General features: G+C 68.6%; 20 protein-coding genes. 18 read left to right on the forward strand and 2 right to left on the reverse strand.

The annotated features are described in order from the left end of the window. The first annotated feature begins 58 nt into the window (after positions 1 to 58). The 15 genes from D7006_RS22260 (at position 59) to D7006_RS22330 (ending at position 19,238) form a co-directional block, all read left to right on the forward strand. Positions 59 to 679 carry a UbiX family flavin prenyltransferase gene (locus tag D7006_RS22260; RefSeq protein WP_237354593.1) on the forward strand — a complete coding sequence of 207 codons (621 nt, stop codon included), beginning with the start codon at positions 59 to 61 and terminating at the stop codon, positions 677 to 679. Positions 680 to 714: 35 nt separating this feature from the next. After that, on the forward strand, positions 715 to 2,148 hold the full coding sequence (locus D7006_RS22265; RefSeq protein ID WP_237354594.1) for a UbiD family decarboxylase: 1,434 nt from the start codon (positions 715 to 717) through the stop codon (positions 2,146 to 2,148). Between the two features lie 90 nt (positions 2,149 to 2,238). Beyond that, the gene (locus D7006_RS22270; RefSeq protein WP_237354595.1) at positions 2,239 to 3,279 is read left to right on the forward strand and encodes an ABC transporter substrate-binding protein; all 1,041 of its coding nucleotides are present in this window, start codon (positions 2,239 to 2,241) and stop codon (positions 3,277 to 3,279) included. Between the two features lie 67 nt (positions 3,280 to 3,346). Then, entirely contained in the window at positions 3,347 to 4,183 is an 837-nt protein-coding gene (locus tag D7006_RS22275) for an ABC transporter ATP-binding protein (RefSeq protein WP_237354596.1), read from the forward strand. After that, positions 4,183 to 4,953 carry an ABC transporter permease gene (locus D7006_RS22280; protein WP_237354597.1) on the forward strand — a complete coding sequence of 257 codons (771 nt, stop codon included), beginning with the start codon at positions 4,183 to 4,185 and terminating at the stop codon, positions 4,951 to 4,953. The genes D7006_RS22275 and D7006_RS22280 overlap by 1 nt, the downstream gene beginning before the upstream one ends. A gap of 120 nt (positions 4,954 to 5,073) precedes the next feature. Next, positions 5,074 to 5,913, forward strand: a complete 840-nt coding sequence (locus D7006_RS22285) for an AraC family transcriptional regulator (RefSeq protein WP_237354598.1) — start codon at positions 5,074 to 5,076, stop codon at positions 5,911 to 5,913. Between the two features lie 202 nt (positions 5,914 to 6,115). Continuing rightward, complete coding sequence (locus D7006_RS22290; protein ID WP_237354599.1) at positions 6,116 to 9,112, forward strand: molybdopterin cofactor-binding domain-containing protein; 2,997 nt, start codon at positions 6,116 to 6,118, stop codon at positions 9,110 to 9,112. Then, positions 9,109 to 9,933, forward strand: coding sequence for a xanthine dehydrogenase family protein subunit M (locus D7006_RS22295; protein ID WP_237354600.1), 825 nt, complete (start codon positions 9,109 to 9,111; stop codon positions 9,931 to 9,933). The genes D7006_RS22290 and D7006_RS22295 overlap by 4 nt, the downstream gene beginning before the upstream one ends. Beyond that, positions 9,921 to 10,439, forward strand: a complete 519-nt coding sequence (locus tag D7006_RS22300; protein WP_237354601.1) for a (2Fe-2S)-binding protein — start codon at positions 9,921 to 9,923, stop codon at positions 10,437 to 10,439. Before D7006_RS22295 ends, D7006_RS22300 begins: the two co-directional genes overlap by 13 nt. Further along, complete coding sequence (locus D7006_RS22305; RefSeq protein ID WP_237354602.1) at positions 10,432 to 11,976, forward strand: AMP-binding protein; 1,545 nt, start codon at positions 10,432 to 10,434, stop codon at positions 11,974 to 11,976. Before D7006_RS22300 ends, D7006_RS22305 begins: the two co-directional genes overlap by 8 nt. A 42-nt stretch (positions 11,977 to 12,018) precedes the next feature. Continuing rightward, positions 12,019 to 12,825 (forward strand): enoyl-CoA hydratase/isomerase family protein, encoded by an 807-nt coding sequence (locus D7006_RS22310; RefSeq protein ID WP_237354603.1) that lies wholly within the window; start codon positions 12,019 to 12,021, stop codon positions 12,823 to 12,825. A 39-nt stretch (positions 12,826 to 12,864) separates the two neighbouring features. Next, positions 12,865 to 14,202 carry an MFS transporter gene (locus D7006_RS22315; protein WP_237354604.1) on the forward strand — a complete coding sequence of 446 codons (1,338 nt, stop codon included), beginning with the start codon at positions 12,865 to 12,867 and terminating at the stop codon, positions 14,200 to 14,202. A gap of 90 nt (positions 14,203 to 14,292) precedes the next feature. Continuing rightward, a complete protein-coding gene (locus D7006_RS22320) occupies positions 14,293 to 16,011 on the forward strand; it encodes a thiamine pyrophosphate-binding protein (protein WP_237354605.1) in 1,719 nt (572 codons plus the stop codon). A 48-nt stretch (positions 16,012 to 16,059) separates the two neighbouring features. Further along, the gene (locus tag D7006_RS22325) at positions 16,060 to 17,523 is read left to right on the forward strand and encodes an aldehyde dehydrogenase family protein (RefSeq protein WP_237354606.1); all 1,464 of its coding nucleotides are present in this window, start codon (positions 16,060 to 16,062) and stop codon (positions 17,521 to 17,523) included. Continuing rightward, the gene (locus D7006_RS22330; RefSeq protein WP_237354607.1) at positions 17,523 to 19,238 is read left to right on the forward strand and encodes a GMC family oxidoreductase; all 1,716 of its coding nucleotides are present in this window, start codon (positions 17,523 to 17,525) and stop codon (positions 19,236 to 19,238) included. Before D7006_RS22325 ends, D7006_RS22330 begins: the two co-directional genes overlap by 1 nt. A gap of 210 nt (positions 19,239 to 19,448) precedes the next feature. Here D7006_RS22330 and D7006_RS22335 read toward each other — a convergent pair whose 3' ends face one another. Beyond that, positions 19,449 to 20,360: a LysR family transcriptional regulator gene (locus D7006_RS22335; RefSeq protein WP_237354608.1), complete on the reverse strand. Its 912-nt coding sequence runs from the start codon at positions 20,358 to 20,360 to the stop codon at positions 19,449 to 19,451. Positions 20,361 to 20,486: 126 nt separating this feature from the next. Here D7006_RS22335 and D7006_RS22340 point away from each other — a divergent pair, with 126 nt between their 5' ends. The 3 genes from D7006_RS22340 to D7006_RS22350 all read left to right on the forward strand — a co-directional run bounded on the left by D7006_RS22340 (position 20,487) and on the right by D7006_RS22350 (position 25,171). Continuing rightward, positions 20,487 to 21,278, forward strand: a complete 792-nt coding sequence (locus D7006_RS22340) for an NAD(P)H-dependent oxidoreductase (RefSeq protein ID WP_237354609.1) — start codon at positions 20,487 to 20,489, stop codon at positions 21,276 to 21,278. Positions 21,279 to 21,803: 525 nt separating this feature from the next. Beyond that, positions 21,804 to 24,236, forward strand: a complete 2,433-nt coding sequence (locus D7006_RS22345; protein ID WP_237354610.1) for a TonB-dependent receptor — start codon at positions 21,804 to 21,806, stop codon at positions 24,234 to 24,236. A 227-nt stretch (positions 24,237 to 24,463) separates the two neighbouring features. Continuing rightward, a complete protein-coding gene (locus tag D7006_RS22350; RefSeq protein ID WP_237354611.1) occupies positions 24,464 to 25,171 on the forward strand; it encodes a nitroreductase in 708 nt (235 codons plus the stop codon). A gap of 18 nt (positions 25,172 to 25,189) precedes the next feature. Here D7006_RS22350 and D7006_RS22355 read toward each other — a convergent pair whose 3' ends face one another. Continuing rightward, on the reverse strand, positions 25,190 to 25,696 hold the full coding sequence (locus D7006_RS22355) for an isochorismatase family protein (RefSeq protein ID WP_237354612.1): 507 nt from the start codon (positions 25,694 to 25,696) through the stop codon (positions 25,190 to 25,192). Positions 25,697 to 25,703 lie beyond the last annotated feature (7 nt).

Here is a 25,703-nt window from a genome sequence, read left to right on the forward strand (position 1 = left end):
CGTCCGGCCTCCGCCGCCTCAGGGCTGGCGTCAGGCACCAGTGCGCGAAGGGGATGCCATGCAGGATCACAAGCGTCTCGTCGTCGGCATCTCCGGCGCCTCCGGCGTGATCTATGGCGTGCGGATGCTGGAGCTTCTGCGCGCGGCCGGCATCGAGACGCATCTCGTCATGTCCCGCACCGCCGAGATCACCCTCGCCCACGAGACCGACCACAAGGTGGCGGAGGTGAAGGCCCTCGCCAGCGTCTGCCATTCCAACGACGACATGGCCGCCGCCATCTCCTCCGGCTCGTTCCGCACCATGGGCATGGTGGTGGCGCCCTGCTCCATGCGCTCCATGTCCGAAATCGCCTCCGGGGTCACCTCCAGCCTGCTCAGCCGCGCCGCCGACGTGGTGCTGAAGGAGCGCCGCCGCCTCGTGCTGATGGCGCGCGAGACACCGCTGCACACCGGCCACCTGCGCACCATGACCCACGTGTCGGAGATGGGCGCCATCATCTCCCCGCCCATGCCGGCCTTCTATTCCCGCCCCGCCAGTCTCGAAGAGATGATCGACCACACGGTCGGGCGGGTGCTCGATTTGTTCGACATCGAGGTCGGCGCGGTGCGCCGCTGGGGCGAGGAGAGCGGCCCGCGCCGCCGCAAGGCCCCCCTGCGCCAGATCGCGCCCGCCAGCTGAACGCCCCCATTCCCGACCAGCGGAACCTGAGACCCATGTTGGAACCCCGCCCCCGTCCCGCCGCGCAGACGCCCCCGGACCTGCGCACCTGGCTCGCCGATCTCGCCGCGCGCGGCCGGCTGGCGGTCGCGCGGGAGAACCTGCCGCTGGCCGACAATCTCGCCGCCGTGGCGAAGCGCACCGAGCGCGACAAGGCGGTGCTGTTCCCCCATCCCGTGGGCGCGGATGGCAAGGCGCACGACATGCCGGTGGTGGTGAACCTCTTTACCCAGCGCGCGTGGGTCGCCGATGCCCTCGGCGTCACCGAGGACCAGCTCCTGCCCCACTTCCTCGCCGCCGCCGCTAAGCCGACGCCCTGCGTGGAGGTCACCTCCGCCCCGGTGCAGGACGTGGTTCACACGCAGGTGGACCTTCTCGCCCAGTTGCCCATCCCCTCGCACAACGAGCTGGACAGCGGGCCCTACATCACCGCCGGCCTGCTGATCGCGCGCAATCCCGTCACCGGCGTGCAGAATGTCTCCATCCATCGCTGCCAGATCAGCGGTCCGAACCGCATCGGCGTGTTGCTGCTGCCGCGCCATACGCTCGCTTATTACCGCATGGCGGAAGAGGCGGGCGCGGCGCTGGAGATCGCCATCGTCATCGGCGCCCATCCGGCGCTGCTCCTCGCCTCGCAGGCCATCTGCGCGCTGGACGAGGACGAGATGGAGATCGCCGGCTCGCTCCTCGGCCGTCCGGTCGAGGTGGTGAAGTGCAGGACCAATTCAGTGCGCGTGCCCGCCGCCGCCGAGATCGTGGTGGAAGGCCGCATCCTGCCGAAGGTGCGCGAGCCGGAAGGCCCGTTCGGCGAGTTTCCGCAATATTACGGCCCGCGCGCCGCCCGCGAGGTGATCGAGGTGGATGCGGTGACCCATCGCCGCCACCCCATCTATCACACCATCGTCGGCGGATCGTTCGAGCATCTGGTGCTGGGCGGCGTGCCGCGCGAGGCGACGCTACTGCAGCACCTCAAGCGGTCCTTCCCGAACGTGCTGGACGTGCGCCTCACCCGCGGCGGCACCTGCCGCTATCACCTCGTCGTCAAGATCGACAAGGAGCGCGAGGGCGAGGCCAAGAACATCATCCTGTGCGCCTTCGGCGGCCACTATGACGTGAAGCAGGTGGTGGTGGTGGACAAGGACGTGGACATCTCCAGAGCCGACGAGATCGAGTGGGCGGTGGCCACCCGCTTCCAGGCCGACCGCGACATGGTAGTGGTCTCCGGCGCGCTGGGCTCCAAGCTCGATCCCTCCACCGACGCAGGCGGCATCAGCGCCAAGCTCGGCCTCGATGCCACCGCTCCCCTCTCCGACGATCCCCTCGCCTTCCGCCGCATCCGCGTGAAGGGCGAGGAGAGCGTGGACCTCTCCGACGCGCTGGTGAAGGACCCCAACGCCGCCTTCGCCCGCATCGTCGCCCAGGTCTCCTGACCTGACCCGAAGCCGGCGCGGACCCAAGTCCGCGCACCAACACAGAAGCCGGGCACTCAACGCCCCGGCCGCCAGACCGGGAGGATTTCCATGTTCAGGACGACGACCCGCCGCCTCTTCTGCGCCGGAGCGCTGGCGATGGCCCTCGCCTCCGCCGGCACCGCGCAGGCCGCCGACAAGGTGAAGGTCGGCATCAACAATGTGGTGTCGGACGTGGTGTTCCACCTCGGCATCGAGCGTGGCATCTTCGCCGAGGAAGGCCTCGACGTGCAACTGATCGCCTTCGATTCCGGGCCGAAGATGGTTGCCCCGCTGGGCGCGGGCCAGATCGACGTGGGCGCGGGCGCGTCCTCCGCCGGCCTCTACAATGCCGCCGCCCGCGGCATAGACATCAAGGTGGTGGCCGACAAGGGCTCCACCCCGGTCCATTACGACTACATGCCGCTCATGGTCCGCAAGGAGCTGGTGGACTCAGGCAAGGTGAAGACCATCGCCGATCTCAAGGGCATGCGCGTCGGCTCGGTGGGACCGGGCGCGGCCACCAACGCCAAGATGGCGCATATCCTCGCCAAGGCCGGACTGACGTACAAAGACGTGAACCACAACTATATCGGCTACCCCCAGCAGATCGCCGCCTTCACCACCGGCGCCATCGACGCCGCCATCAGTACCGAACCGTCCGTGACCCAGGCGGTGAACAACGGCGTCGCCGTGCGCTTCCTGGTGGACGGCTATCCCAACCAGCAAGTGGCCGTGCTGCTCTACGGCGGCGATTTCATCGCCAAGCGCCGCGACGTCGCCCAGCGCTTCATGAACGCCTATGTGAAGGCGGCCCGCATCTTCAACGACGCCACCGCAGGCGGAAAGTTCGACGGCAAGGGCGCGGACGAGGTCATCAAGACCATCATGCGCACCACCGGCCTGAAGGACGCCGAGCTGTTCAAGACCATGATCCCGAACGGCATTGATCCCGACGGCAAGGTCGATACGCAGAGCATGGCGGAAGACCTCAAGTTCTTCACCGAAAACGGCTATCTGGAGCGCCCGGCCAAGGTCTCCGACGTGGTGGACACCTCGTTCGCCGAGAACACCCTGAAGGCGTTCGGCCCCTACAAGGCCGCCCAGAACTGACGCGCGCGGGCGCCCCTACCCCTCCCCCTTGGGCGCCCGTCCCATCCGGCATCCGGAGGACACATTGATGGCCGTCGTGAGCATGTTGAACGTGAAGCCGAACCCGGTGGAAGCCGCGCCTCCGGTGCAGATCTCCCTGCGCGGCGTGCGCAAATACTTCGGCTCGTCCGGCTTCGTGGCGGTGGATGGCATCGACCTCGACATCCCGCAGGGTCAGTTCTTCGTCATCGTCGGCCCCTCCGGCTGCGGCAAGACCACCCTTCTGCGCATGCTCGCGGGGCTGGAGAGCGTCAGCGAAGGCACCATGAAGCTCAACCGGACGGACCCCACCCGGCCGGAGAATTCCATGATCTTCCAGGGCGACAGCCTGTTTCCCTGGATGACCGTCTACGACAACGCGGCCTACGGCCTGCGGATGCGCAGGGTCGCCGAGAAAGACGTGGAGGAAAGCGTGAAGCTCTGGCTGGAGCGCATCGGCCTCTACCGCTTCCGCGACCGCTATCCCAACCAGCTGTCCGGCGGCATGCGCCAGCGCGTTTCCATCGTGCGCGCCTTCGCCAACGATCCGGAAATCCTGCTCATGGACGAGCCGTTCTCGGCCCTCGACGAGCAGAACAAGATGCTGCTGCATGAAGAATTGCTGCGCATCTGGGAGGCCACCAAGAAGACCGTTGTCTTCATCACCCATTCGGTGGACGAGGCGGTGACTTTGGGTGACCGCATCATGATCATGACCGCCAATCCGGGGCGCGAGAAAGCCATCATCGATGTGCCCTTCGCCCGCCCCCGTAACGTGCTGGAGCTGCGCCACGATCCCGCCTACGGCGATCTGGTGTTCCACATCTGGGAGCAGTTGCGCGACGAGGTGCAGCGCGCCCGCATGAATGCCGAGGGAGGCAAGTGATGGCGAAAAGGTCCGGCCTCCTCGGCGAGCGCTTCATCGGGCTTCTCACGCCCCTCGCTCTGCTCGGCCTGTGGGAGGCGGCGGCGCGCATGGGGCTGGTCGATGCCCGCTTCTTCCCGCCGCCCTCCAGCATCGTCAACACCTTCGGCGCGCTCGTCGCCTCCGGCGAATTGTGGACCAATCTCCTCGCCAGCCTGCGCCGCCTCTTCTTGGGCATGCTGCTGGGCGGGGTGCCGGCGCTGTTCCTCGGCCTCGCCATGGGCATCTCGAAGCCGCTGCGCGCGGCCATCGACCCGCTGATCTCGGCGACCTACCCGATCCCGAAGAGCGCCATCCTGCCCCTCGTGCTGCTCATCTTCGGCCTCGGCGAGATGTCCAAGGTGGTGATGGTGGCGCTGGGCGCCTTCTATCCCATCCTCATCAATACGGTGATGGGCGTCGCCAACATCGACAAGATCTATCTGGACGTGGGCCACAATTACCGCGCCAGCCGCTGGCAGGTGTTCCGCACCATCGCGCTGCCGGGAGCGCTGCCCTCCATCATGGCCGGGGTGAAGCTCGCCATGGGCATGGGCCTCATCCTCATCGCCATCTCCGAGATGGTCGCCGCCTCCGACGGCATCGGCTACATGATCTGGAACGCCTGGCAGGTGCTGACGGTTGACACCATGTATGTGGGGCTGTTGGTTATTGCGCTGCTCGGCTTCGTCTTCTCCGTCATCCTCGACGAGATCGAGCGGATGCTGATTCCCTGGAAGGCGAAAGCCTAAAGCATTTTCAAGCGAAGTGATTTGCGGTTCGCGTGAAGAAAATGCGTCTCGTTAATATCCTATCGCATCTCCGGCGAGCCCGGGTTCGCCGGAGATGCGATAGGCGGAGAAAGAAGCCGGATGTCGAACGCGCTCCGGATCGCGCACGGGACCTTCGGGCGGGTCGCCCTTCTGGACATGGACCGCCCGCTGGTGCGCCATGCGCATCCGCACTGCCACATCCTCCTCAAGGTCGAGGGCGCGGACACGCAATTCGCGGTCGGCGAGGGGCTCGTCCCCCTCACCGACCGTTCGTGCGTTCTGGTCAACGGCTGGGAGCCCCATGCCTATGTGCATGATCCCAACCGGCCGAAGACCATCATCCTCGCCCTCTATATCGAGCCGGACTGGCTGAAGACCTTCCGCCCCGGCTGGGTCGCCTCGGGCGGCGCCGGCTTCTTCGCGCAGCCGGGCGGGGAGGTCTCGCCGCGCATCCACCGCCTCACCCACGACCTCGCCGCCGCCATGATGGCCGAGCCCGATGCCAAGGCCGTCCACGAGGCGCTGCTGGCCGACCTGATGATCGCCGTGGTGGAGCGCTTCACCCCCTGGCGCAGCTTCTCCATCCGCGCCTTGGATGGCCAGCGCCGCATGGACTGGCGCATCCGCCGCGTGGTGGACGGCATGCGCGCCAACCTCGCCGAGGAGGTGGACACATCGACCCTCGCGAAGGAGGCCGGTCTGTCGCGGGCGCACTTCTTCCGCCTGTTCGAGGCCTCCACCAACGTCCCGCCGCGCATCTATCTCAACGTCATGCGCGTGGAAGCTGCGGTGGCCGCCGTCACCGCCGAAGACGGCAGCTTCACCCATATCGGCGAGCGCCTCGGCTTTGCCGCACCCTCCCACTTCACCCGCTTCTTCCGCGACCATACCGGCGTGACGCCGAGCGAATTCCGCGCCATCTCCCGCATCGCAATGTGAGGCCGGAGCATCGCGGAAAGTGCATGTCCGCGCTCGATTTAAAGGCGCATCGCCCCGCAAATCTCTCATCGCATCGCACAACGGCAAATGAGACTCCTCGGTAAAAGCTGAGACGGCTCGGCATGGTCCGCGCCGCCCTGTCCCGGCACCTTCCCGCCAACCAAAGCCGCCGCACCTGCGGGGCAAAAAGGGAAGCGCCGGGATGCTGGACACGCCGCACGACAAGGCGGGGGGATGGGTCGGCCGCGCCATCGAGCGCGTGGAGGATGCCGCCCTTCTCACCGGCGGCGGCCGCTATCTGGACGATCTGGGCGTGAAGCCCGGCACGCTCCACATGGCGATCCTGCGCGCGCCCCACGCCCATGCCGACATCCTCTCCATCGACACCACCGCCGCCAAGGCGCTGCCCGGCGTCGCCGCCGTGCTCACCGGCGCGGACGTGGCGGGGCTCACCACCTCCCTCGTGGTGGGGGTGAAGGCGCCGGTGGAATGCTGGCCCATGGCGGTGGACCGGGTGCGCTTCGTGGGCGAGCCGGTGGCGCTGGTGGTCGCCGAGGACCGCTATGTGGCCGAGGACGCCCTCGACCTCATCGACGTCGCCTACGAGATGCGCCCGGCGGTGGTGGACCCACTCGCCGCCATGGACGAGGGCGCGCCGCTGCTGCACGACGGCTTCCCGCGCAACATCGCCTCCGACCGCAGCTTCCGCTATGGCGACCCGGAAACGGCGTTCGCCGAGGCGGCGCACCGCATCGCGATCTCGGTGCGCTACCCCCGCAATTCCTGCACGCCCATCGAGACCTACGGCCTCGTCGCCGAGTACGACCCGCACGAGGACGCCTATGACGTCCTCGCCAATTTCCAGGGCCCTTTCTCCATCCATGCGGTGATCTCCCGGGCGCTGAAGGTGCCGGGCAATCGCCTGCGCCTGCGCACGCCCCGCGACAGCGGCGGCTCGTTCGGCATCAAGCAGGGCATCTTCCCCTACATCGTCCTCGGCGCGGTGGCGGCGCGGGTGTCCGGCCGGCCGGTGAAGTGGATCGAGGACCGCCTCGAACACCTCATGGCCTCGGTCTCGGCCACCAACCGAGCCACCACGCTCACCGCCGCCGTGACGGCGGACGGGCGCATCACCGCCCTCGACTGGGATCAGGTGGAGGATTGCGGCGCGCATCTCCGCGCCCCCGAGCCGGCGACGCTCTACCGGATGCATGGCAACCTCACCGGCGCCTACGACATCCGCAATCTCACCGTCCGCAACCGCGTGGTGGTGACCAACAAGTGCCCTACCGGCCTCAACCGCGGCTTCGGCGGCCCGCAGGTCTATCTCGCCCTTGAGCGGCTGGTGCAGCGCATCGCCGTGGAGCTGGGGCTCGATCCGCTGGAGGTGATCCGCCGCAACCTCGTGCCGGCGGACGCCTTCCCCTATCGCACCGCCTCGGGCGCGCTGCTCGATTCCGGCGACTACCAGAAGACGCTGGAGGCGGGCCTTCAAGCCGGCGACCTCGCCGAGCTTCTGGCGCGTCGGGAAACCGCGCGCGCGGAAGGGCGCATCTACGGCATCGGCTATGCCGCCGTAGTGGAGCCCTCGGTCTCCAACATGGGCTATATCGCCACCGTCCTCACCCCGGCCGAGCGCCACAAGGCAGGGCCGAAGAACGGCGCCCAGGCCACCGCCACCATCGCCATCGATCCGGTGGGTTCGGTCACCGTGCATGTCGCCTCCGTGCCGCAGGGCCAGGGGCACCGCACCGTGCTCTCGCAGGTGGTGGCGGACGTGCTGGGGCTGAAGCCCTCCGACATCCGCGTGAATGCGGAGATGGACACCGCCAAGGACGCCTGGTCCATCGCCTCCGGCAATTATGCCAGCCGCTTCGCCGCCGCCGTGGCGGGCGCCGCCAAGCTCGCGGCGGACCGCATCGCGACGCGCCTCGCCCGCGTCGCGGCCGCGCAACTGAACGTGCCAACGGAGGACGTGATGTTCTCAGGCGGCAAGATCGCTGCCCGCTCGAACCCCGCCAATGCGGTGCCCTTCTCTCGCGTCGCCGCGCTCTCCCACTGGTCGCCGGCGCAACTGCCGGAGGGGGTCGCGCCCACCATCCGCGAGACGGTGTTCTGGACGCCGCCGGAACTCACCGCAGCGGATGAGGGGGACCACATCAATTCCTCCCTCTGCCACGGCTTCATCTTTGATTTCTGCGGCATCGAGATCGACCGCGACACGGGCGCCATCCGCATCGACCGCTACGTGACCGCGCACGACTGCGGCACCATCCTCCATCCCGGCATGGTGGACGGGCAGATCCGCGGCGGCTTCGCCCATGCGCTCGGCGCCGCGCTGCTGGAAGAATATGCCTATGGCGCGGACGGTAGCTTCCTGACCGGCACTTTCGCCGACTATCTCGTGCCCACCGCCATGGAGGTGCCCGAGCCGGTCATCGTCCACACTGAAACACCCTCCCCCTTCACGCCGCTGGGGGCAAAGGGCGTGGGCGAGGGCAATTGCATGTCCACCCCCGCCTGCCTCGCCAATGCGGTGGCGGATGCGCTGGGGATCTCCGACGTGCGCCTGCCGCTGGCGCCCTCCGCCGTCGCGGAGCTGATCCACGGCGCCGAGCCGCCGGCTCCCGCGGGTGCCCGTGCCGCGCCTGCGCCGGCTCCCTCCGGCAAGGGCGAGCGGCTCATGCGCGGCGAAGGCAAGGCCCGTATCGCAGCCGCTCCGGAGGCGGTGTGGGCCATGCTGCTGGACCCGGACACGCTGGCCGCCATCATCCCCGGCGCGCACGACGTGCGGAAAGTCTCGGATACCAAATTCACCGCCGACGTGACGCTCGGCATCGGCCCGGTGAAGGGCCGCTACAAGGCGCAGGTTACCCTCTCCGACCTCGACCCGCCGAAGGCCGTGACGCTCTCCGGCAAGGTGGATGGCAACCTCGGCTTCGGCGGGGGCTCTGGCCGCATCACGCTCAACCCGGATGGAGCCGGCGGCACCGAGCTGTCCTACACCTACGAGGCCTTCGTGGGCGGCAAGGTGGCGAGCGTCGGCGGGCGTCTGCTGGACGGCGCGGCCAAGGTCATCATCGGCCAGTTCTTCGCCGCCCTCGCCCGCAAAGCGGGCGGCGGCGCAGCAGAGGATGGCGGCCTCGTCTCCCGTCTCCTCGCCCGGCTCTCCTCGCTTCTGGGGAGGGGCGCGCCATGAAGCCCGCGGCCTTCGATTACGTCCGCGCCGAGAGCGTGGACGAGGCGCTTGCCGTGCTGCGCGAGGAGGGCTCCGACGCCCGCATCCTCGCCGGCGGCATGTCCTTCATGGCCATGCTCAACATGCGCCTCGCCCGGCCCAAGGTGCTGGTGGACATCATGCGCGTCGCCCCCCTTGCGCGGATGGAAGAGGAGAAGGGCGCACTGAAGATCGGCGCCGGCGTGCGGCAGGCGCGGCTGCTCGCCGCCGACGGGCTGGACCATGCCGCCCCGCTGCTCGCCAAGGCGCTGCCCTTCACCGGCCACGCCCAGACCCGCAGCCGCGGCACCGTATGCGGCTCCATCGCCCATGCGGACCCGAGCGCGGAGCTGCCGCTCTGCCTCGTGACGCTCAAGGGCCATGTGCATCTGAAGACCGCCAAGACCAGCCGCAAGGTTGCGGCGGACGATTTCTTCACCGGCATGATGGCCACCGCCAAGGCCGACGACGAGATGATCGAGGCGGTCTCCTTCCCGACACCCAAGGGCGAGGGCACCGCCTTCCGCGAGATCGCCCGTCGCCATGGGGATTTCGCCATCGTCGCCTGCGCGGCGCTGGTCTCCGGCACCGGCATCCGCCTCGGCGTGGGTGGGGTCGCCGACATGCCGGTGGCGCGCGATTTCCCGCTGCTCGACGGCTCGGCGCTGGACGACGCGCTCAATGCCCTCGCCTGGGAACTCGACGCCCGCGACGACGTGCACGCCAGCGCCCGCTATCGCCGCGAGCTGGTGCGCCGCATCGGCCGCGCCACCATCGAGGAGGCCAGAAGATGCCGCGCCTGAGCGCCGCCGCGCGCCACACCGTGCGCTTCACCCTCAACGGCCGCCCGGTGGCGGGCCAGGCCGCCCCGCGCACCCTGCTCTCCGATTTCCTGCGGCACGAGATCGGCGCCACCGGCACGCATGTGGGCTGCGAGCACGGCGTCTGCGGCGCCTGCACCGTGGATGTGGACGGGATGCTCACCCGCGCCTGCATGACGCTCGCCGTGCAGGTGGAGGGCGCGACCATCCGCACCGTGGAGGGCCTCGCCCCGGCACCGGATCGCCTGTCCGTTCTGCAGGCCGCCTTCCGCCGCCACCACGCTTTGCAATGCGGCTTCTGCACCGCCGGCATCCTCATGTCGCTCGACGTGTTCCTGAAGGCGGAGCCGGACCCGAGCGAGGACGCCGTGCGCGACCTGCTCTCCGGCCATCTGTGCCGCTGCACCGGCTACACGCCCATCGTCCGCGCCGCGCTGGAAGCGGCCGCGGAGCTTCGAGACGCCCAGGGGGAATCCGCCCATGCTTGACCTCGGCACCAGCTTCCTCGCCAGCGTGGCGCGCGATCCCGGGGCCATCGCCATCGTGGACGGCGACCTGCGCCTCACCTATCGCGACTGGCTGGCCAAGATCGGCGCCGTGGTCGCGGCCTTCGACCGGCTGGGACTGAAGCCCGGCGACCATCTGGTGAGCGTGCTGCAGAACCGCTTCGAGGCGGCGACGCTGCACTGGGCCTGCCAGTTCGCCGGCATCGTCATCACCCCCATCAACTGGCGCAGCAAGGCCGACGAGATCGACTTCGCGCTGGAGAATGCCGAGGCGAAGGCCCTGGTGTCCGAAGAGGTCTCCGCCGAGGCCGTCCGGGGCGCGACGCGCGCCACCGGGCTGTTGACCATCGCCGTGGGCACCAGCCTGCACGGCGCCGTGCCCTTCGCCGAGCTTCTTGCGGACACGGTGGAGGGGCCCGCGCCGCGGGCGGGCGCGGACGCCTGGTCCATCATGCTCTACACCTCGGGCACCACCTCCCGCCCCAAGGGCGTGCCGCGCCGCCACCGGGCGGAGCGGGCGGCGGGCATCGCCCATGTGGCGCAGAACCTCTACCGGCGGGGCGAGGTGACCCTCGGCGTCATGCCGCTCTATCACACCATGGGGGTGCGCTCGCTCCTCGCCATGTCGGTCATCGGCGGCACCTTCGTGTGCCTGCCGCGCTACGACACGAAGAGCGCACTGGCGCTGATCGAACGCGAGCGCGTCACCAACCTCTATCTGGTGCCGACCCTCTACCACGACCTCGTGCACGATCCCGCCTTCGCCGCCACCGACGTGTCGAGCGTGCGCAAGCTGGGCTTTGCCGGCGCCTCCATGACCGATGGTCTTCTGAAAAAGCTCGACGCGGAATTCTCGCCCGAGCTGTTCGTGAACCATTACGGTTCCTCGGAAATCTACACCTTCACCATCGACCAGAAGGCCATCCTGAAGCCCGGCTCCGCCGGCCGCGCGGGCATCAACCAGATGGTGCGCGTGGTGCGCCTCGGCGCCCAATCCGCCGATGAAATCGCGGCGGAGGGGGAGGAAGGCGAGATCATCGCGCTGCTGGCCGGGGATGAATCCTTCGAAGGCTACTGGCGCCGCCCCGAAGCCGACGCCAAGTCGCTGCGCGACGGCTGGTACTTCACCGGCGACACCGGCTTCATGGACGCCGACGGCGACCTGTTCGTCACCGGCCGGGTGGACGACATGATCATCACCGGCGGCGAGAACGTCTCGCCGGTGGAAATCGAAAGCTGCCTGTCGCTGCACCCCGCCGTGTCCGAGGTGGCGGTGGTGGGCCTGCCGGACGAGAAGTGGGGCAAGGTCGTCGTCGCCTTCGTCAAGCGCGCGGCGCCGGTGGAAGCGAGCGAGCTGGACGCCTGGTGCCGCACCTCCGGCCTTGCCAACTTCAAGCGCCCGCGCCGCTTCGTGTTCGTGGCCGACATCCCGAAATCCCCGGTGGGCAAGCTGCTGCGCCGCCAGCTCGTCGCCGGCGAATACGTGGCCGAGGCGGACGCCGCCCACTCCGCCGCCTGATCTCATCCCGCAAATCCCGGATCATCCAGAAGGAAGTCCAAGATGGCCGTTGCCTACACCTTCGCCGACCCCCGTCTCGCCAAGCTAGACGGGTTCGGCGTCGAGATCGATGAAGCCCGCGAGCGCGCCGACATCGTCCTCAACCGCCCGCCCTTCAACATCGTCTCCATGCCGCAGCGCGACCAGTTGCGCCTCGTGTTCGAGACGCTGGACGAGGACGAGCGCGTGCGTGTCATCGTGGTGCGCGCGGTGGGCGAGCACTTCTCCTCGGGCGGCAATATCAAGGGCTTCATGGAGGCCTCCCCGGAGACCGTCTCCAAGCTCGCCTGGAACATCGCCGCCCCCTTCCGTGCCTCGAAGCCGGTCATCGCCGCCAACCGGGGCTTCTGCTTCGGCGTGGGCTTCGAACTGTCGCTCGCCTGCGATTTCCGCATCGTGACCGACACCACCCAGTACGCTTTGCCGGAGCAGAAGCTCGGCCAGATCCCCGGCTCCGGCGGCTCGGCGCGCCTGCAGATGATGGTCGGCATCACCCGCACCAAGGACATCGTGATGCGCTCCAAGCGCATCAACGCGCAGCAGGCCCTCGACTGGGGCATCGCCACCGAGAAGGTGGCCGATGCGGACCTCGAGAAGGCCACCGACGCCCTCGTGGACGAGCTGCGCGCCTTCTCGCCCATGGCCCAGCGCACGGCGAAGAAGCTGCTCAACGACACCGAGGATTCCCCGCTCTCCATCGCCATCGAGCTGGAAGGCCACTGCTACAGCCGCCTGCGGCAGTCGCACGACTTCAAGGAGGGCGTCGAGGCCTTCCACGAGAAGCGCAAGCCCGCGTTCAAGGGCTTCTGACAACACAACAAGCCCCTCAGGGGCCGGGAGGAAACGCCGATGTCTGTTCAGGATACATCCCTCGCCCCCGCCGCCATCGCGGTGGGGAGCCGCCAGCGCAACAGCGCGATCATCGCCTCCGTGCTCGGCTGGTCGCTCGATCTGTTCGACCTGTTCATCCTGCTCTATGTGGCGCCGGTGGTGGGGCAGCTGTTCTTCCCCTCCACCCATCCCACATGGTCGCTGGCGGCGGTCTATGCCTCGTTCGCGGTGACGCTGCTGATGCGGCCCATCGGCTCCGCGCTGTTCGGCCATTATGCCGACGTGCACGGCCGCAAGGGCGCCATGCTGGTGGCCATCACCGGCGTCGGCCTCTCCACCGCCGCCTTTGGCCTGCTGCCGACTATCCATCAGGTGGGCGCCATCGCCCCCGTCATCTTCCTGCTGCTGCGCCTCGTGCAGGGCGTGTTCGTGGGCGGCGTGGTGGCCTCCACCCACACCATCGGCACGGAATCTGTGCCGGCCAACTGGCGGGGCCTCATGTCCGGCCTGGTGGGCGGCGGCGGCGCGGGCATCGGTGCGCTGCTCGCCTCCATCGTCTTCCTCGTCACCTCCACCCTGTTCCCGGGCGATGCCTTCGCCGAGACCGGCTGGCGGGTGATGTTCTTCTCCGGCCTGCTCTCATCCTTCCTCGGCTGGTTCATCTTCCGGAACCTTGAGGAATCGCCCTACTGGAAGGAGATGCAGAAGCAGAAGGCGGCGAAGAAGGCCGCGGGCACCGCAAGCCAGGCGCCGCTCAAGGCCCTGTTTGCGGGCGGCTATCGCAACGTGCTCTTGGTGAACCTGCTCATCACCATCGGCGGCGGCGCGGGCTATTACCTCACCTCCGGCTACATGCCGACCTTCCTGAAGCTCATCAACCAGCTGCCGAACCAGACCTCGTCCTACATCCTGATGGCCTGCTCGGTGTCCGCCCTCATCTCGGCGGTGCTGGTGGGTGCGCTCAGCGACATCATCGGCCGCAAGAAGACCTTCATGCTGGTGGGCGTCGCCGCCATCATCCTGCTGCCGACCTTCTATCTCGGCATGGCCAAGGCGACCGACCTCTCCACCATCGTGCTCTATGCCCTCGGCATCGCCTTCATGGGCAATGCGGGCTACGCGCCGGTGCTGATCTTCCTCAACGAGCGCTTCCCCACCGCCATGCGCGCCTCGGGAACCGGCCTGTCGTGGAACATCGGCTTCGCCATCGGCGGCATGATGCCCACCTTCGTCTCGCTGGCCAGCGCGACGCCGTCGGACCTGCCCATGTCGCTCTCCATCTTCGCCGTCGCGGTGTTCGCGCTTTACCTTGTGGGTACGCTCATCATCCCGGAAACCAAGGGCAATTTCCGCTAGGCTGAGCCTCCCTCAAACCAGAGAGTCGCGCCACCCGCGCGGCTCTCGCCCGCCCGGTCGTGCCGGGCAAGACGAGACACGGGCAAGACCATGGCGAATACGAAGACCTTGCGCTCCGGCGGCGAAATCCTGGTGGAGGCGCTCAAGATCCACGGTGTCGAACGCGTGTTCTGCGTGCCCGGCGAGAGCTTCCTCGCGGCCATCGATGCCCTCGCTGGAGCGGACCGCGCCATTCAGACCATCGTCACCCGCCACGAGGCCGGCGCCGCCAACATGGCGGAGGCCTACGGCAAGCTGACCGCGAAGCCCGGAATCTGTTTCGTCACCCGCGGGCCCGGCGCGAGCCATGCGGCCATCGGCGTCCACACCGCGGCGCAGGATTCCACCCCGATGATCCTGTTCATCGGGCAGGTGGGCTCGCACATGCGCCAGCGCGAGGCGTGGCAGGAGGTGGACTATCCCGCCATGTTCGGCGGTATGGCCAAGTGGGTGGTGGAGATCGACCGCCCCGAGCGCATCCCGGAGCTCGTCTCCCGCGCCTTCCATGTCGCGACGTCCGGCCGCCCCGGTCCGGTGGTGGTGGCGCTGCCGGAGGACGTGCTCTCGGCCGAGTGCGAGACGGCGGATGCGGAGGCCTATCGCCGCGTCGCCGCCCATCCCGGCACCGAGGACATGGCGCGGCTCGCCGCCATGATCGGCGAGAGCGCGCGTACCCTCGTTCTGGTGGGGGGCGGCGGCTGGACGAAGGCCGCCTGCCGCGACTTCGCGCATTTCGTGGAGGCGTTCGATTTGCCGGTAGCGGCGGGCTTCCGGCGTCAGGACATCCTCGACAACACCCACCCCAATTATGTCGGCCATGCCGGCCTTGGCCCGAGCAAGGCGCTCGTCGCCCGCATCCGCAACGCCGACCTCATCATCGCCGTGGGCGGCCGCCTCGGCGAGACGACCACCAACGGCTACACCCTGTTCGACGTGCCGCGCCCGGCGCAGCGCTTCGTGCATGTCCATGCCGACCCGAACGAGCTGGGCCGGGTCTATCAGGCGGACCTGCCCATCAATGCGGGCATGCCGGAATTTTCAGCCGCCGCCGCCGCGCTGAAGCCCAAGGGACCGGCCGGCTGGCGCTCGCGGATGCCGTGGAGCGACGAGGTGCGGGCCGCGCGCGCCGCCTACGAGGCCGACCAGACGCCCGGCGCCATGCCCGGCCGGCTCGATCTTGGCGCGGTGATGATGCATCTGCGCGAGGTGCTGCCGAAGGACGCGATCCTCGCCAACGGCGCCGGCAACTACGCCATCTGGGTGCACAAGTTCCACCGCTACGGCGGCTTCCGCACCCAGCTCGCCCCCACCTCCGGCGCCATGGGCTACGGCCTGCCGGCGGCGATCTCGGCCAAGCTCCATCACCCCGACCGCGAGGTGATCTGCTTCGCCGGCGACGGCTGCTTCCTCATGAGCGGGCAGGAACTCGCGACTGCCTGCCAGTACAAAGCGGGCGTGGTGGTGCTGGTGGTCAACAACAATATGTACGGCTCCATCCGCGCCCATCAGGAGCGCGAATATCCCGGCCGTGTCTACGCGACGACGCTGGAGAACCCGGACTTTCCGGCGCTGGCCCGCGCCTATGGCGCGTTCGGCGAGAAGGTGGAGGAAACGGCGGCCTTCGCCGACGCCTTCGCCCGCGCCCGCGCCTTCGCCGCCGAGCACGGGAAGCCCGCGCTGCTCGAACTCGTCATCGACCCCGAGGCCATCACCCCCTCGACCACGCTGACCGCGCTGCGCGAGGCGGCGCTGAAGGCGGGACACGGCTGAGACCGCAGGGCTGACCAATAGGGCCGTCGCGGACGGCCGGGAGGACTCATGAACGCCATCGCCCCGCTCGCGGCCCAGAACCTCATCGACGGCATCTGGCAAGGCGCGCTCTCCGGTGAGACCGCGCCGAGCCTCGATCCCGCCACCGGCGCGGTACTCGGCCATTTCCCGGCGAGCGGGGCGGCGGACGCTGAGGCAGCCATCACCGCCGCACGGCGGGCCTTCGAGCGGCCGGAATGGGCGCAGGCCCCGCGTCTGCGGCAGATGGTGATGCTGCGCTGGGCTGATGCGATGGAGAGGAAGGCGGACGATCTCGCCCGCCTGCTCACTGCCGAGAACGGCAAGCCGCTGGCCCAGTCGCGCGGGGAGATCGCCGGCTCCGTCTCGGAGATCCGCTATTATGCGGGCATCACGCGCTACATCCCGGGCCATGTGTTCGAGGTGGAGCCGGGCGCCTTCTCAACGCTGCTGAAGGAGCCGGCGGGCGTCGCCGGCCTTATCATCCCGTGGAACGCGCCGGCTGTCCTGCTCATCCGCGCGCTGACGCCTGCGCTCGCCGCCGGCTGCACGGCGGTGGTGAAGCCCGCCGCCCAGACCGCCCTCGTCACCGCCGAGATCCTGCGCACGCTGGCGCAGGTGGAGGGCCTGCCGCGCGGCGTCGTCAACCTCGTCACCGAGACGGGGCACAACGTGGCGCGCACGCTGGTGGCCTCGCGGGACGTGGATGTCATCTCCTTCACCGGCTCCAACGCCACCGGCGCCCGCATCATGGCGGATGCCGCGCCCACCATGAAGAAGCTGTCGCTGGAGCTGGGCGGCAAGTCCTGCTGCCTCGTGTTCGAGGATGCGGACGTGGAGGCCGTGGCGCCGAAGCTCGCGGCGGCGGCCACCATCATCTCCGGCCAGCAATGCACGGCGGCGCGGCGCATCCTCGTCCATGAGAGCCGCTATGAGGCCATGAAGGCGGCGCTGAAGGGCGCGCTTGCCGGCCTCAGGATCGCCCCCGGGGCGGCCGAGGGCAGCCAGATGGGCCCGCTCATCGACGACGCCTCCCGCGCGCAGGTGGAGCGCAAGACGGAAGAAGCCATGGCGCTCGCCGACGAGGTGGTGCTCGCCGGCAGCCGCCCCGGCGGCGCGCTGGAAAAGGGCAGCTTCCTCTCCCCTACCCTCCTCGCCCACGCCGATACCGGTGCCTTCTTCGTGCAGGAGGAGATTTTCGGCCCGCTGGTGGTCATCGAGCGCTTCGCCGACGAGAAGGATGCGGTGACCCGCGCCAACCACACGGACTATGGCCTTTCCGCCAGCGTATGGACCCGCGACGGCGCGCGGGCCATGCGGGTGGCGCGGGCGCTGCGCAACGGCACGGTGTGGATCAACGACCACAACAAGCTGTTCGCTGAAGCAGAGACCGGCGGCTATCGCCGCAGCGGCCTCGGCCGGCTGCACGGCTATGATGCGCTGATCGACTTCACGGAGATCAAGCACATCTATCAGGAGGCCGGGGTGGTCTGATGCCCGCCCGCGCCCCCATTCCCGACATGCTTTTCTTCGACTCGGTGATCGTCGGCGGCGGCTCCGCCGGCTGCGTCATGGCGAACCGGCTCTCGGCCGATCCCACCCATCGCGTGCTGCTGATCGAGGCCGGCGAGGACACCCCGCCCGGCGCGGTGCCCGATGCCATCGCCGACAGCTATCCCATGGGCCTGTTCCACGGCGACCGCTTCGTCTGGCCCGGCCTCTCCGCCTTCACCGCCCGCCGGCCGGACGGTGTGCGGGGATCGCGCGCCTATGAGCAGGGGCGCGTCATGGGCGGCGGCTCCAGCATCAACGTGCAATCCGCCAATCGCGGCCTGCCGCGCGACTATGACGAATGGGCCACCCTAGGCGCCGCCGGCTGGGGCTGGGACGACGTGCTGCCCTTCTTCATCAAGCTCGAGCGCGATCTGGATTGCGGCGGCCCGCTGCACGGCAAAGACGGCCCCATTCCCATCCGCCGTATCCTGCCGCCCGGCTGGCCGCCCTTTGCCGAAGCCGCAACGGTGGCGTATGCGGCGAGCGGCCTGCCGCGCCGGCTGGACCAGAACGGCGAGTTCGAAGACGGCGTGTTCCCGCCCGCCTTCAACAACGAGCACGACCGCCGCGTCTCCGCCGCCACCGGCTATCTCGACGCCGCCACCCGCGCCCGGCCCAACCTAGCGATCTGGCCCCGCACGCGCCTCCTGCGCCTCAGGATGGACGGCGCTCGCGCCGCGGGCGTCGAGGTGGAGCGGGACGGCGCCGTGACCGAGGTCGCCGCCGGGCGCGTGGTGGTGACGGCGGGGGCATTGCAGACGCCGGCCATCCTCATGCGCGCCGGCATCGGCGACGGGGTGGCGCTCGCGGCCCTCGGCCTGCCCGTGGCCATCCACCGGCCAGCCGTAGGGCGGAACCTGCGCGATCATCCCACCCTCACCTTCTGCCAGTATCTGCCGGAGCGGCTGCGCCTGACCATGACCTATCGCCGGGCCAGCTTCGCCGCCCTGCGCTTCTCCTCCGGCGTGGAGGGCGGCGAAGCCTCGGACCTCTACGCCACCGCCTCGGCGCGGGCGGGCTGGCACGGGCTCGGCCGGCGGCTGGGGCTCTATTTCCTGTGGTGCAACCGGCCGAAGTCCAGCGGCTCCGTGCGCCTCGTCTCGGGCGATCCGCGCACCTATCCGGAAGCCGACCTCAACCTGCTCGACGACCCCAGCGACCTCGCGCGGATGAAGGCGGGTGTGCGCACCCTCTTCTTCCTCCTCGTCTGCGATGCGCTGAACCCGGATGCGGGGGATGTCTTCCCCGCCGCCTTTTCGCCCTTCGTGAAACGCCTCAGCCGCGTGTCCCGCACCAACGCGCTCCTCGCCGAGGCGCTGGGCGCACTCCTCGACGTGCCGGCGGCGCTGCGCCAGATGGCGCTGAAGCGCGTCATGTCCGGCGGTGTCTCGCTGGCGGAGATCGTCGCGGACGAGGCGCGGCTGGAGGCATTCGTGCGCGGCAGCGTGTTCGGTGTCTGGCACGCCAGCGGAACCTGCCGCCTCGGCGCGCCGGACGACCCGCAGGCGGTGCTCGACCCCACCGGCAAGGTGATCGGCAGCGAGAACATCTATGTGGCGGACGCCTCCGCCATGCCGCGCCTGCCCACTGCCAACACCAACATTCCCGTGCTGATGATCGCCGAGAAGATCGCCGCCGGCCTCGCCCGCGCCTGATGCGGCGCGGGCGGCGGCAGAGCCTCAGGCCTTGGACTTGAGATAGGCGACCATGCCGATCACGTCCTCGGCCACCAGCCGGCCGATGGGGCCGCTGGAATAGACGGCGTTCACCACCCGCCCCTCCGGGTCCAGCAGGAAGCCGGTGGTCTGCAGGTAATGGGGCTCCGCATTGGTGTAGGCGCCGAGCGATGAGGCGACGGGCGGGGCCTAGGGTGCGGACGGCGCCGCGCCGGCGACCTCGGCGATGAGGGCGCGCAGCCAGCGGTGACCGGCATGGCCGTGGGTGCGTTCGTGCCAGATGAGGTCCACATCGAACCCTTCGGCGAGCCACGGCAATTCGATCATCACCAGCCGCGCGGGCGGATCGCGCAGCAGGCGGCTGGGCACCAGCGCCACAAGGTCGCTCGCAGCGACGATTTCCGGAATGAACAGGAACGAGGCGGCCGACATCACGACGTTGCGCCGGTGGCCGAGCGCGGCGAGACCCTCGTCCACGGGGGTGCGAAACTGGCCGCCGCTGGGCGAGACGATCACATGCTCCAGCTCGGCATAGGCTTCGATGGACAGTCCACTACCCAGTCTTGGGTGGCCGCGCCGGCCGATCAGCACATAGGTCTCCGCGAACAGGTGCTGCGCGCGCAGATGCGCCTGCGTCGGCCGGGGCGTGGTGAGCACGAGGTCGGTCTCGCCGGAAGCCAGCTGCGGCTCGATCAGATCGGGCACCAGATGACGGACCGCCACCCGCACGCCCGGCGCCCGCGTCCGGAGCGCCACCACCAGCGGCATAACAACCGCGGCCTGGATATAGTCCGAGCAGGCGATGGTGACGGTCAGATCCGCCGTTGCCGGATCGAAGTCGCGCGCCTCCAGCGTCGCGCGCAGCTGGTCCAGCGCGGCGCGGAGCGGGCCGGCAAGTTCCACCGCCTTGGCCGTGGGCGTCATGCCCCGACGGGCTGGCACCAAAAGCGGATCATCGAACAGGTCGCGCAAGCGGGCGAGCTGCGCGCTCACCGCCGGCTGGCTGAGATGCAGCCGCGCCGCCGCCCGCGTCACGTTCCGCTCGGCGAGCAGCGCCTCCAGCGTGACCAGAAGATTGAGGTCGAGGCGGCTGGTATCCATCTTGATTATGCCAACTCAGAAGAGATGCGATTTCATAGATAGCACGACGCGACCTAGCTTCGAAGCGTCGCCCCCGCGCGGCTCCGGCCGGCTCCGGCCGCAGCGGGGGCCAGGGAGTTTTCAATCATGTCCAAGACAGTTCTCGTGGTCTTCGCTCATCCGGAGCCCGCCTCCGTCACCCGCCAGTTGGTGGACGTGACGGTGGAGACGCTCGCCGCCGAGGGCCACCGCATTCTCATGTCCGATCTCTACGGCATGCGCTGGAAGGCGGTGTTCGATGCCGAAGATTTCCCGAGCCGCGCCAACCCGGAACGGCTCTCCTTCGTCGCCGAATCGGGCCACGCTTATGCCACCGGCCGGCAGACGCCCGATGTGGTGGCGGAGCAGGAAAAGCTCCTCGCCGCCGATGCCGTGATCCTGCAGTTTCCGCTCTGGTGGTATGGCGTCCCCGCCATCCTCAAGGGCTGGATCGAGCGCGTCTATGCCTTCGGCTTCGCCTATGGCTACAGCAATGGCACCAACGAGCACCGCTACGGCGAGGGCATCCTGAAGGGCAAGCGGGCGCTGGTGAACGTGCTGACGGGCGGCCCCGCCGCCGACTACGGCCCGCGCGGCATCAATGGCCCCATCGACCAGCTGCTGTTTCCCCTCACCCACGGCGCCCTGTTCTATCCGGGCATGGAGGTGCTGCCCGTCCACGCCGTCTACGGTGCGGGGCGCTTCACCAGCGCCGAGCAGGTGGAGGCGGCGAAGGCCAGTTGGCGCCAGCGGCTCGGCGGGCTGTTCACGGACCCGCCCATCCCCTTCCGCGCCCAGAACGGCGGCGATTTCCCCGACCGGCACACCATGGCCGAGCATGTGGCGCCGGGCCGGACGGGGATCGTCGCCCATGTGGCCGAGACTGACGCCGGCTGCTGAGGGGCGGGGGCCGGCTTTTACCCGGCCCGGCCTGTCGTTCACACCCGTACACGGCGCAGAAGAATCGAACGGGACAAGCGTTGTCGGCCCGGCCTATAGTCGTTGAAGACGCGACGAACGGACTGGGCCGGCCTGCATTGCCAAATGTTCCCGGTTTTTCTTTGCCGAATCTTCCCGAATTTCCCGGCAGCGTTCCCTAGAAGACACACCTTGAAATCCTAAGAGGATTCTCAGCAGCGCGTGCGATTGACGGCACTTCGGGCGCGCTTATGGTTTCATCGTGGTAGAATTCTGGTGTGACGACCCACACGGTTCCCGGCGCCCGGCGCGGGTCATCGCGGCGACGTCACACCGCCAAAAAAACGGCCCCGGTCGGACGAGGGCTGAAAGGGGCGGGCGATGCACGGGGAGCGCGAGAGCGGGGCCTCACGGAGCGCACATTCGCAGCGGGTGGCGTCCCGCCGCGAGGCTCCCGGGAAATCGACAGCCGGCAAGACGGCCGCGGCAAGCGCCTCGCGTCGCGCCATGGCCGTGGCGCTCGGCCTGTCCGCCGCGGCGGTGCCGGTTGCGCTGCTCGCGGCCTTCCCGGCCATCGCGCAGGAGCAGAGCGATTCGTCCGGCACCCTCCAGCTCGGCACGGTTGAGGTGGTCGCCACCACCCCGCTCTCCGGCACTGGCATCGATGCGGACAAGGTGCCCGGCTCCGTCACCATCATCGGCGCCGACCAGTTCGACCGGCTGAATTCCTTCGCCGTCACCGACGGCCTGTTCCAGTACACGCCCAGCGCCAACACCTCGGATGTGCAGGGCAACGCCTTCTTCCAGGACTTCCGCTATCGCGGCTTCGCCGCATCGCCCCTGCAGGGCACGCCGCAGGGCATCGCCGTCTACCAGAACGGCATTCGCCTCAACGAGGGCTTCGGCGACACGGTGAACTGGGACCTCATCCCGGAGGTCGCCATCAGCCGCGCCGAGGTGTTCTCCAACAATCCCGCCTTCGGCCTCAACGCGCTGGGCGGCGCCGTCTCCATCCAGATGAAGAACGGCTTCAATTATCACGGTTTCGAAGGCAGCATCCAAGGCGGGTCCTTCGGCCAGATCGGCGGCAACATCCAGTATGGCGGCGAGAAGGACGGCTTCGGCGTCTATATCGCGGCCGACGCGGTGCATTCCGACGGCTGGCGGCTTCAGTCGCCGTCCGACCTCGCCCGCTTCTACGGCGACCTCGGCTGGAAGAACGACAAGACCGAGGTTCACCTCGTCGCCAGCGCCGCCACCACCAATCTCGGCGTGGTGGGTCCCACCCCGGTGGAGATGCTGAACCAGAACTGGAACTCCATCTACACCTGGCCGCAGACGACAAATAACGACATGGGCCTCATCGCCCTCAACGGCCGCCACGACCTGACCGACACCTGGCAATTGCAGGGCAACCTCTATGCCCGCAAGTTCAGCCAGTCGCACGTAGACGGCAACGACGCGGATCTCGAGGCCTGCTCCAACAAGTGGAATCCGGGCGTCGGCAACACCAAGATGTGCCTCGAGGAGGGCCAGTTCACCGGCCCGCCCGGCGGCGGCAATCCGGTCACCAATCCCTCCTATGCGGCGTTCCGGAGCCAGATGGTCCTCTATGACCAGAACGGCAACACCATCCCCTTCACCGCGCTCGGCCCCAACCAGCTCTACGGCGTCATCAACCGCACCTGGACCGACACCACGACCTATGGCGGCTCGGTGCAGGCGACCAACACCGACAGGCTGCTCGGCCACGACAATTACTTCGTCGTCGGCGGCAGCGTGGATTCGAGCCAGATCAATTTCCGGTCCAATACCGAGCTTGGAATCACCAACACCAATACACTGGAAGTGGTGGGCCTCGGGAAATACCTGCACAACATTCCGGACTATTCCCTGCCGGAGCAGTACCAGGTCTTCTATCTGCCGGTGGACCTCAATGCGAGCGCCACCTATTACGGCCTCTACGCCACCAATGCCTTCGACATGACCGACCGGGCGACCCTGACGGTCGGCGCGCGCCTCAACATCGCGCAGATCTCCATGCAGGATGCCACCGGCACCAGCCCCCAGCTCAATGGCGACTACACCTTCGCCCGCATCAACCCGCTGATCGGCCTCACCTACAAGCTCACCCCCGAGGCGACGCTCTACGGCGGCTATTCGGAATCCAACCGCGCCCCCACCCCCCTGGAGCTGAACTGCGCCGATCCCAACCGCCCGTGCCTGCTCGAAAACTCTCTGGTGGCGGACCCGCCGCTGGAACAGGTGGTCTCGCACACCTACGAAGTGGGCCTGCGCGGCAACGGCATGCTGTTCGGCGGCAAGGTGAACTGGAAGCTTGGCGTCTATCGCGTCGACAGCGACAACGACATCATCTCACTGGCCAGCCAGCAGACCGGCTACGGCTATTTCACCAACGTGCCCGCCACCCGCCGCCAGGGCTTCGAGGCGGAGATGCAGTATGTGAACGGGCCGTGGAAGTTCTACGCCAATTACGCCTATCTGAACGCCACCTACCAGTTCACGGGCTATCTCGCCTCCCCCAACAACCCCTATGCGGTGGACGAGCAGGTGCTGGTGACGCCGGGCGACACCATCCCCGGCATCCCGGCGCAGACGCTGAAGTTCGGCCTCGACTACATGGTGACGCCCAAGTGGAAGGTGGGCGGCGACGTGATCGCCGTCTCCAGCCAATATTATGTGGGTGACGACGCCAACCAGGCGCCCATGCTGCCGGGATACTGGGTCGCCAACATTCATACCTCTTACCAAGTGACGGACAACATCCAGGTGTTCGGCTACATCAACAATCTGTTCAACGCCAAGTACGCCACCTACGGCACCTTCTTCGACACGGAATATCTTGGCCTCAACAATCCGCAGATGCAGTCGCCGGGACAGCCCTTCTCCGCTTATGCGGGCCTGAAGGCCACCTTCTAGCCGGCGGCGCGCCTGCTGGCGGCGGGCGCGCGCTTCATCTGCGCGATCGGGCGATCGGACGGGCGCGGGGGCTCTTTCGATCGCCGCTCTCAGGGCGGACCCGGGGCGCATACCGGGTCCGCCCCCTGCCCCTCTCCTCGGGCGCCCTGCCCTTCAACGACCGCCGCGCACGCGCTATCTTCCGCGCCGCCCGACCGGGCCCGTTCGTTGCCGGTGATCTCTGCCCGATGACCCTTCCCACCGATACCGCCGTCTCGCCCCTCTCCGTTGAGGAGGCGATCCGCTCGCGCCGCTCCATCCGCGCCTTCCTGCCGACGCCGGTCGAAGACGAGACCGTCGCGCGCATCCTGGAGCTTGCCGCCCGCGCGCCGTCTGGCTCCAACATCCAGCCCTGGCGCGTGCGGGTGCTGCGCGGTGCGCCCCTCGCCGCGCTGACGGCCGAGCTGCACGCGCTCTCCCTTTCCGGCGATCGCGGCGCCGAGGAATATGCTTATTACCCCCGCAAGTGGCGCGAGCCCTATCTGGCCCGCCGCCGCAAGGTGGGCTGGGACCTCTACGGCGCGCTCGGCATCGGCAAGACCGACACCGGACGCATGCGGCAGCAGCATGCCCGCAATTTCCTGTTCTTCGATGCGCCGGTGGGCCTCATCTTCACCATCGACCGCGACATGGAAGCGGGCTCCTGGCTCGATTACGGCATGTTCCTCCAGAACATCATGATCGCGGCGCGCGGCTTCGGCCTCCACACCTGCCCGCAGGCCGCCTTCATGCTCTACAGCACGGTGATCGCTGAGCGCCTCGCGATCCCCGACACCGAGATGGTGATCTGCGGCATGGCGCTCGGCCACGCCGACCCCGCGGCGCCGGAGAACAACTTCGAGACGGTGCGCGAGCCGCTGGAGAGTTTCGCGCACTTCATCGACACCCTCGCCTGAGGGGCCGCCGACGCCGGCTCAGGCGAGCCCGGCCTCGACGGCCGTGGCGAGCGTCGTCTTCGAGCCGATGGCGTTGAGGGCGATGCGGTGCACCACCTCGACGGGGGCGGTGCACAGGTCGCCGATCACCTTCACCGAAAAGCCGTCCGCATCCCGCGACAGTGCGGTGAAGACGACGCAGTTCTGCGTCATCATTCCGCACACCAGGAGCTCGTCCGTGCCGGCGAGATGCGCGGCAAGGTCCGTCTCCTGGAAGGCATCGGCGAAGCTTTTGGTGACGACGGGCACGTCCCCCGCCGCTGCAAGAATGGCGGGGCGGATGGCGATGCCCGGCCCATCCGCCGCGAACAGGCCCTTCGGAGCGGCGGAGACGTGGCGCACCAGGACGATGCGGTCGCCCGCCGCCCGCGCCTTGCCGATGGCGGCGACGATGCGTGCCTCGGTCTCCTCCGCCTGCCAGAGCGGCAGCACGCCGCCGGGGAAATAATCCTGCTGGATGTCGATGACGAGAAGGGTGCGGCTCATGTCGTGC

The sequence above is a fragment of the Xanthobacter sp. YC-JY1 genome, from assembly GCF_021730305.1.
GTDB lineage: Bacteria > Pseudomonadota > Alphaproteobacteria > Rhizobiales > Xanthobacteraceae > Xanthobacter > Xanthobacter flavus.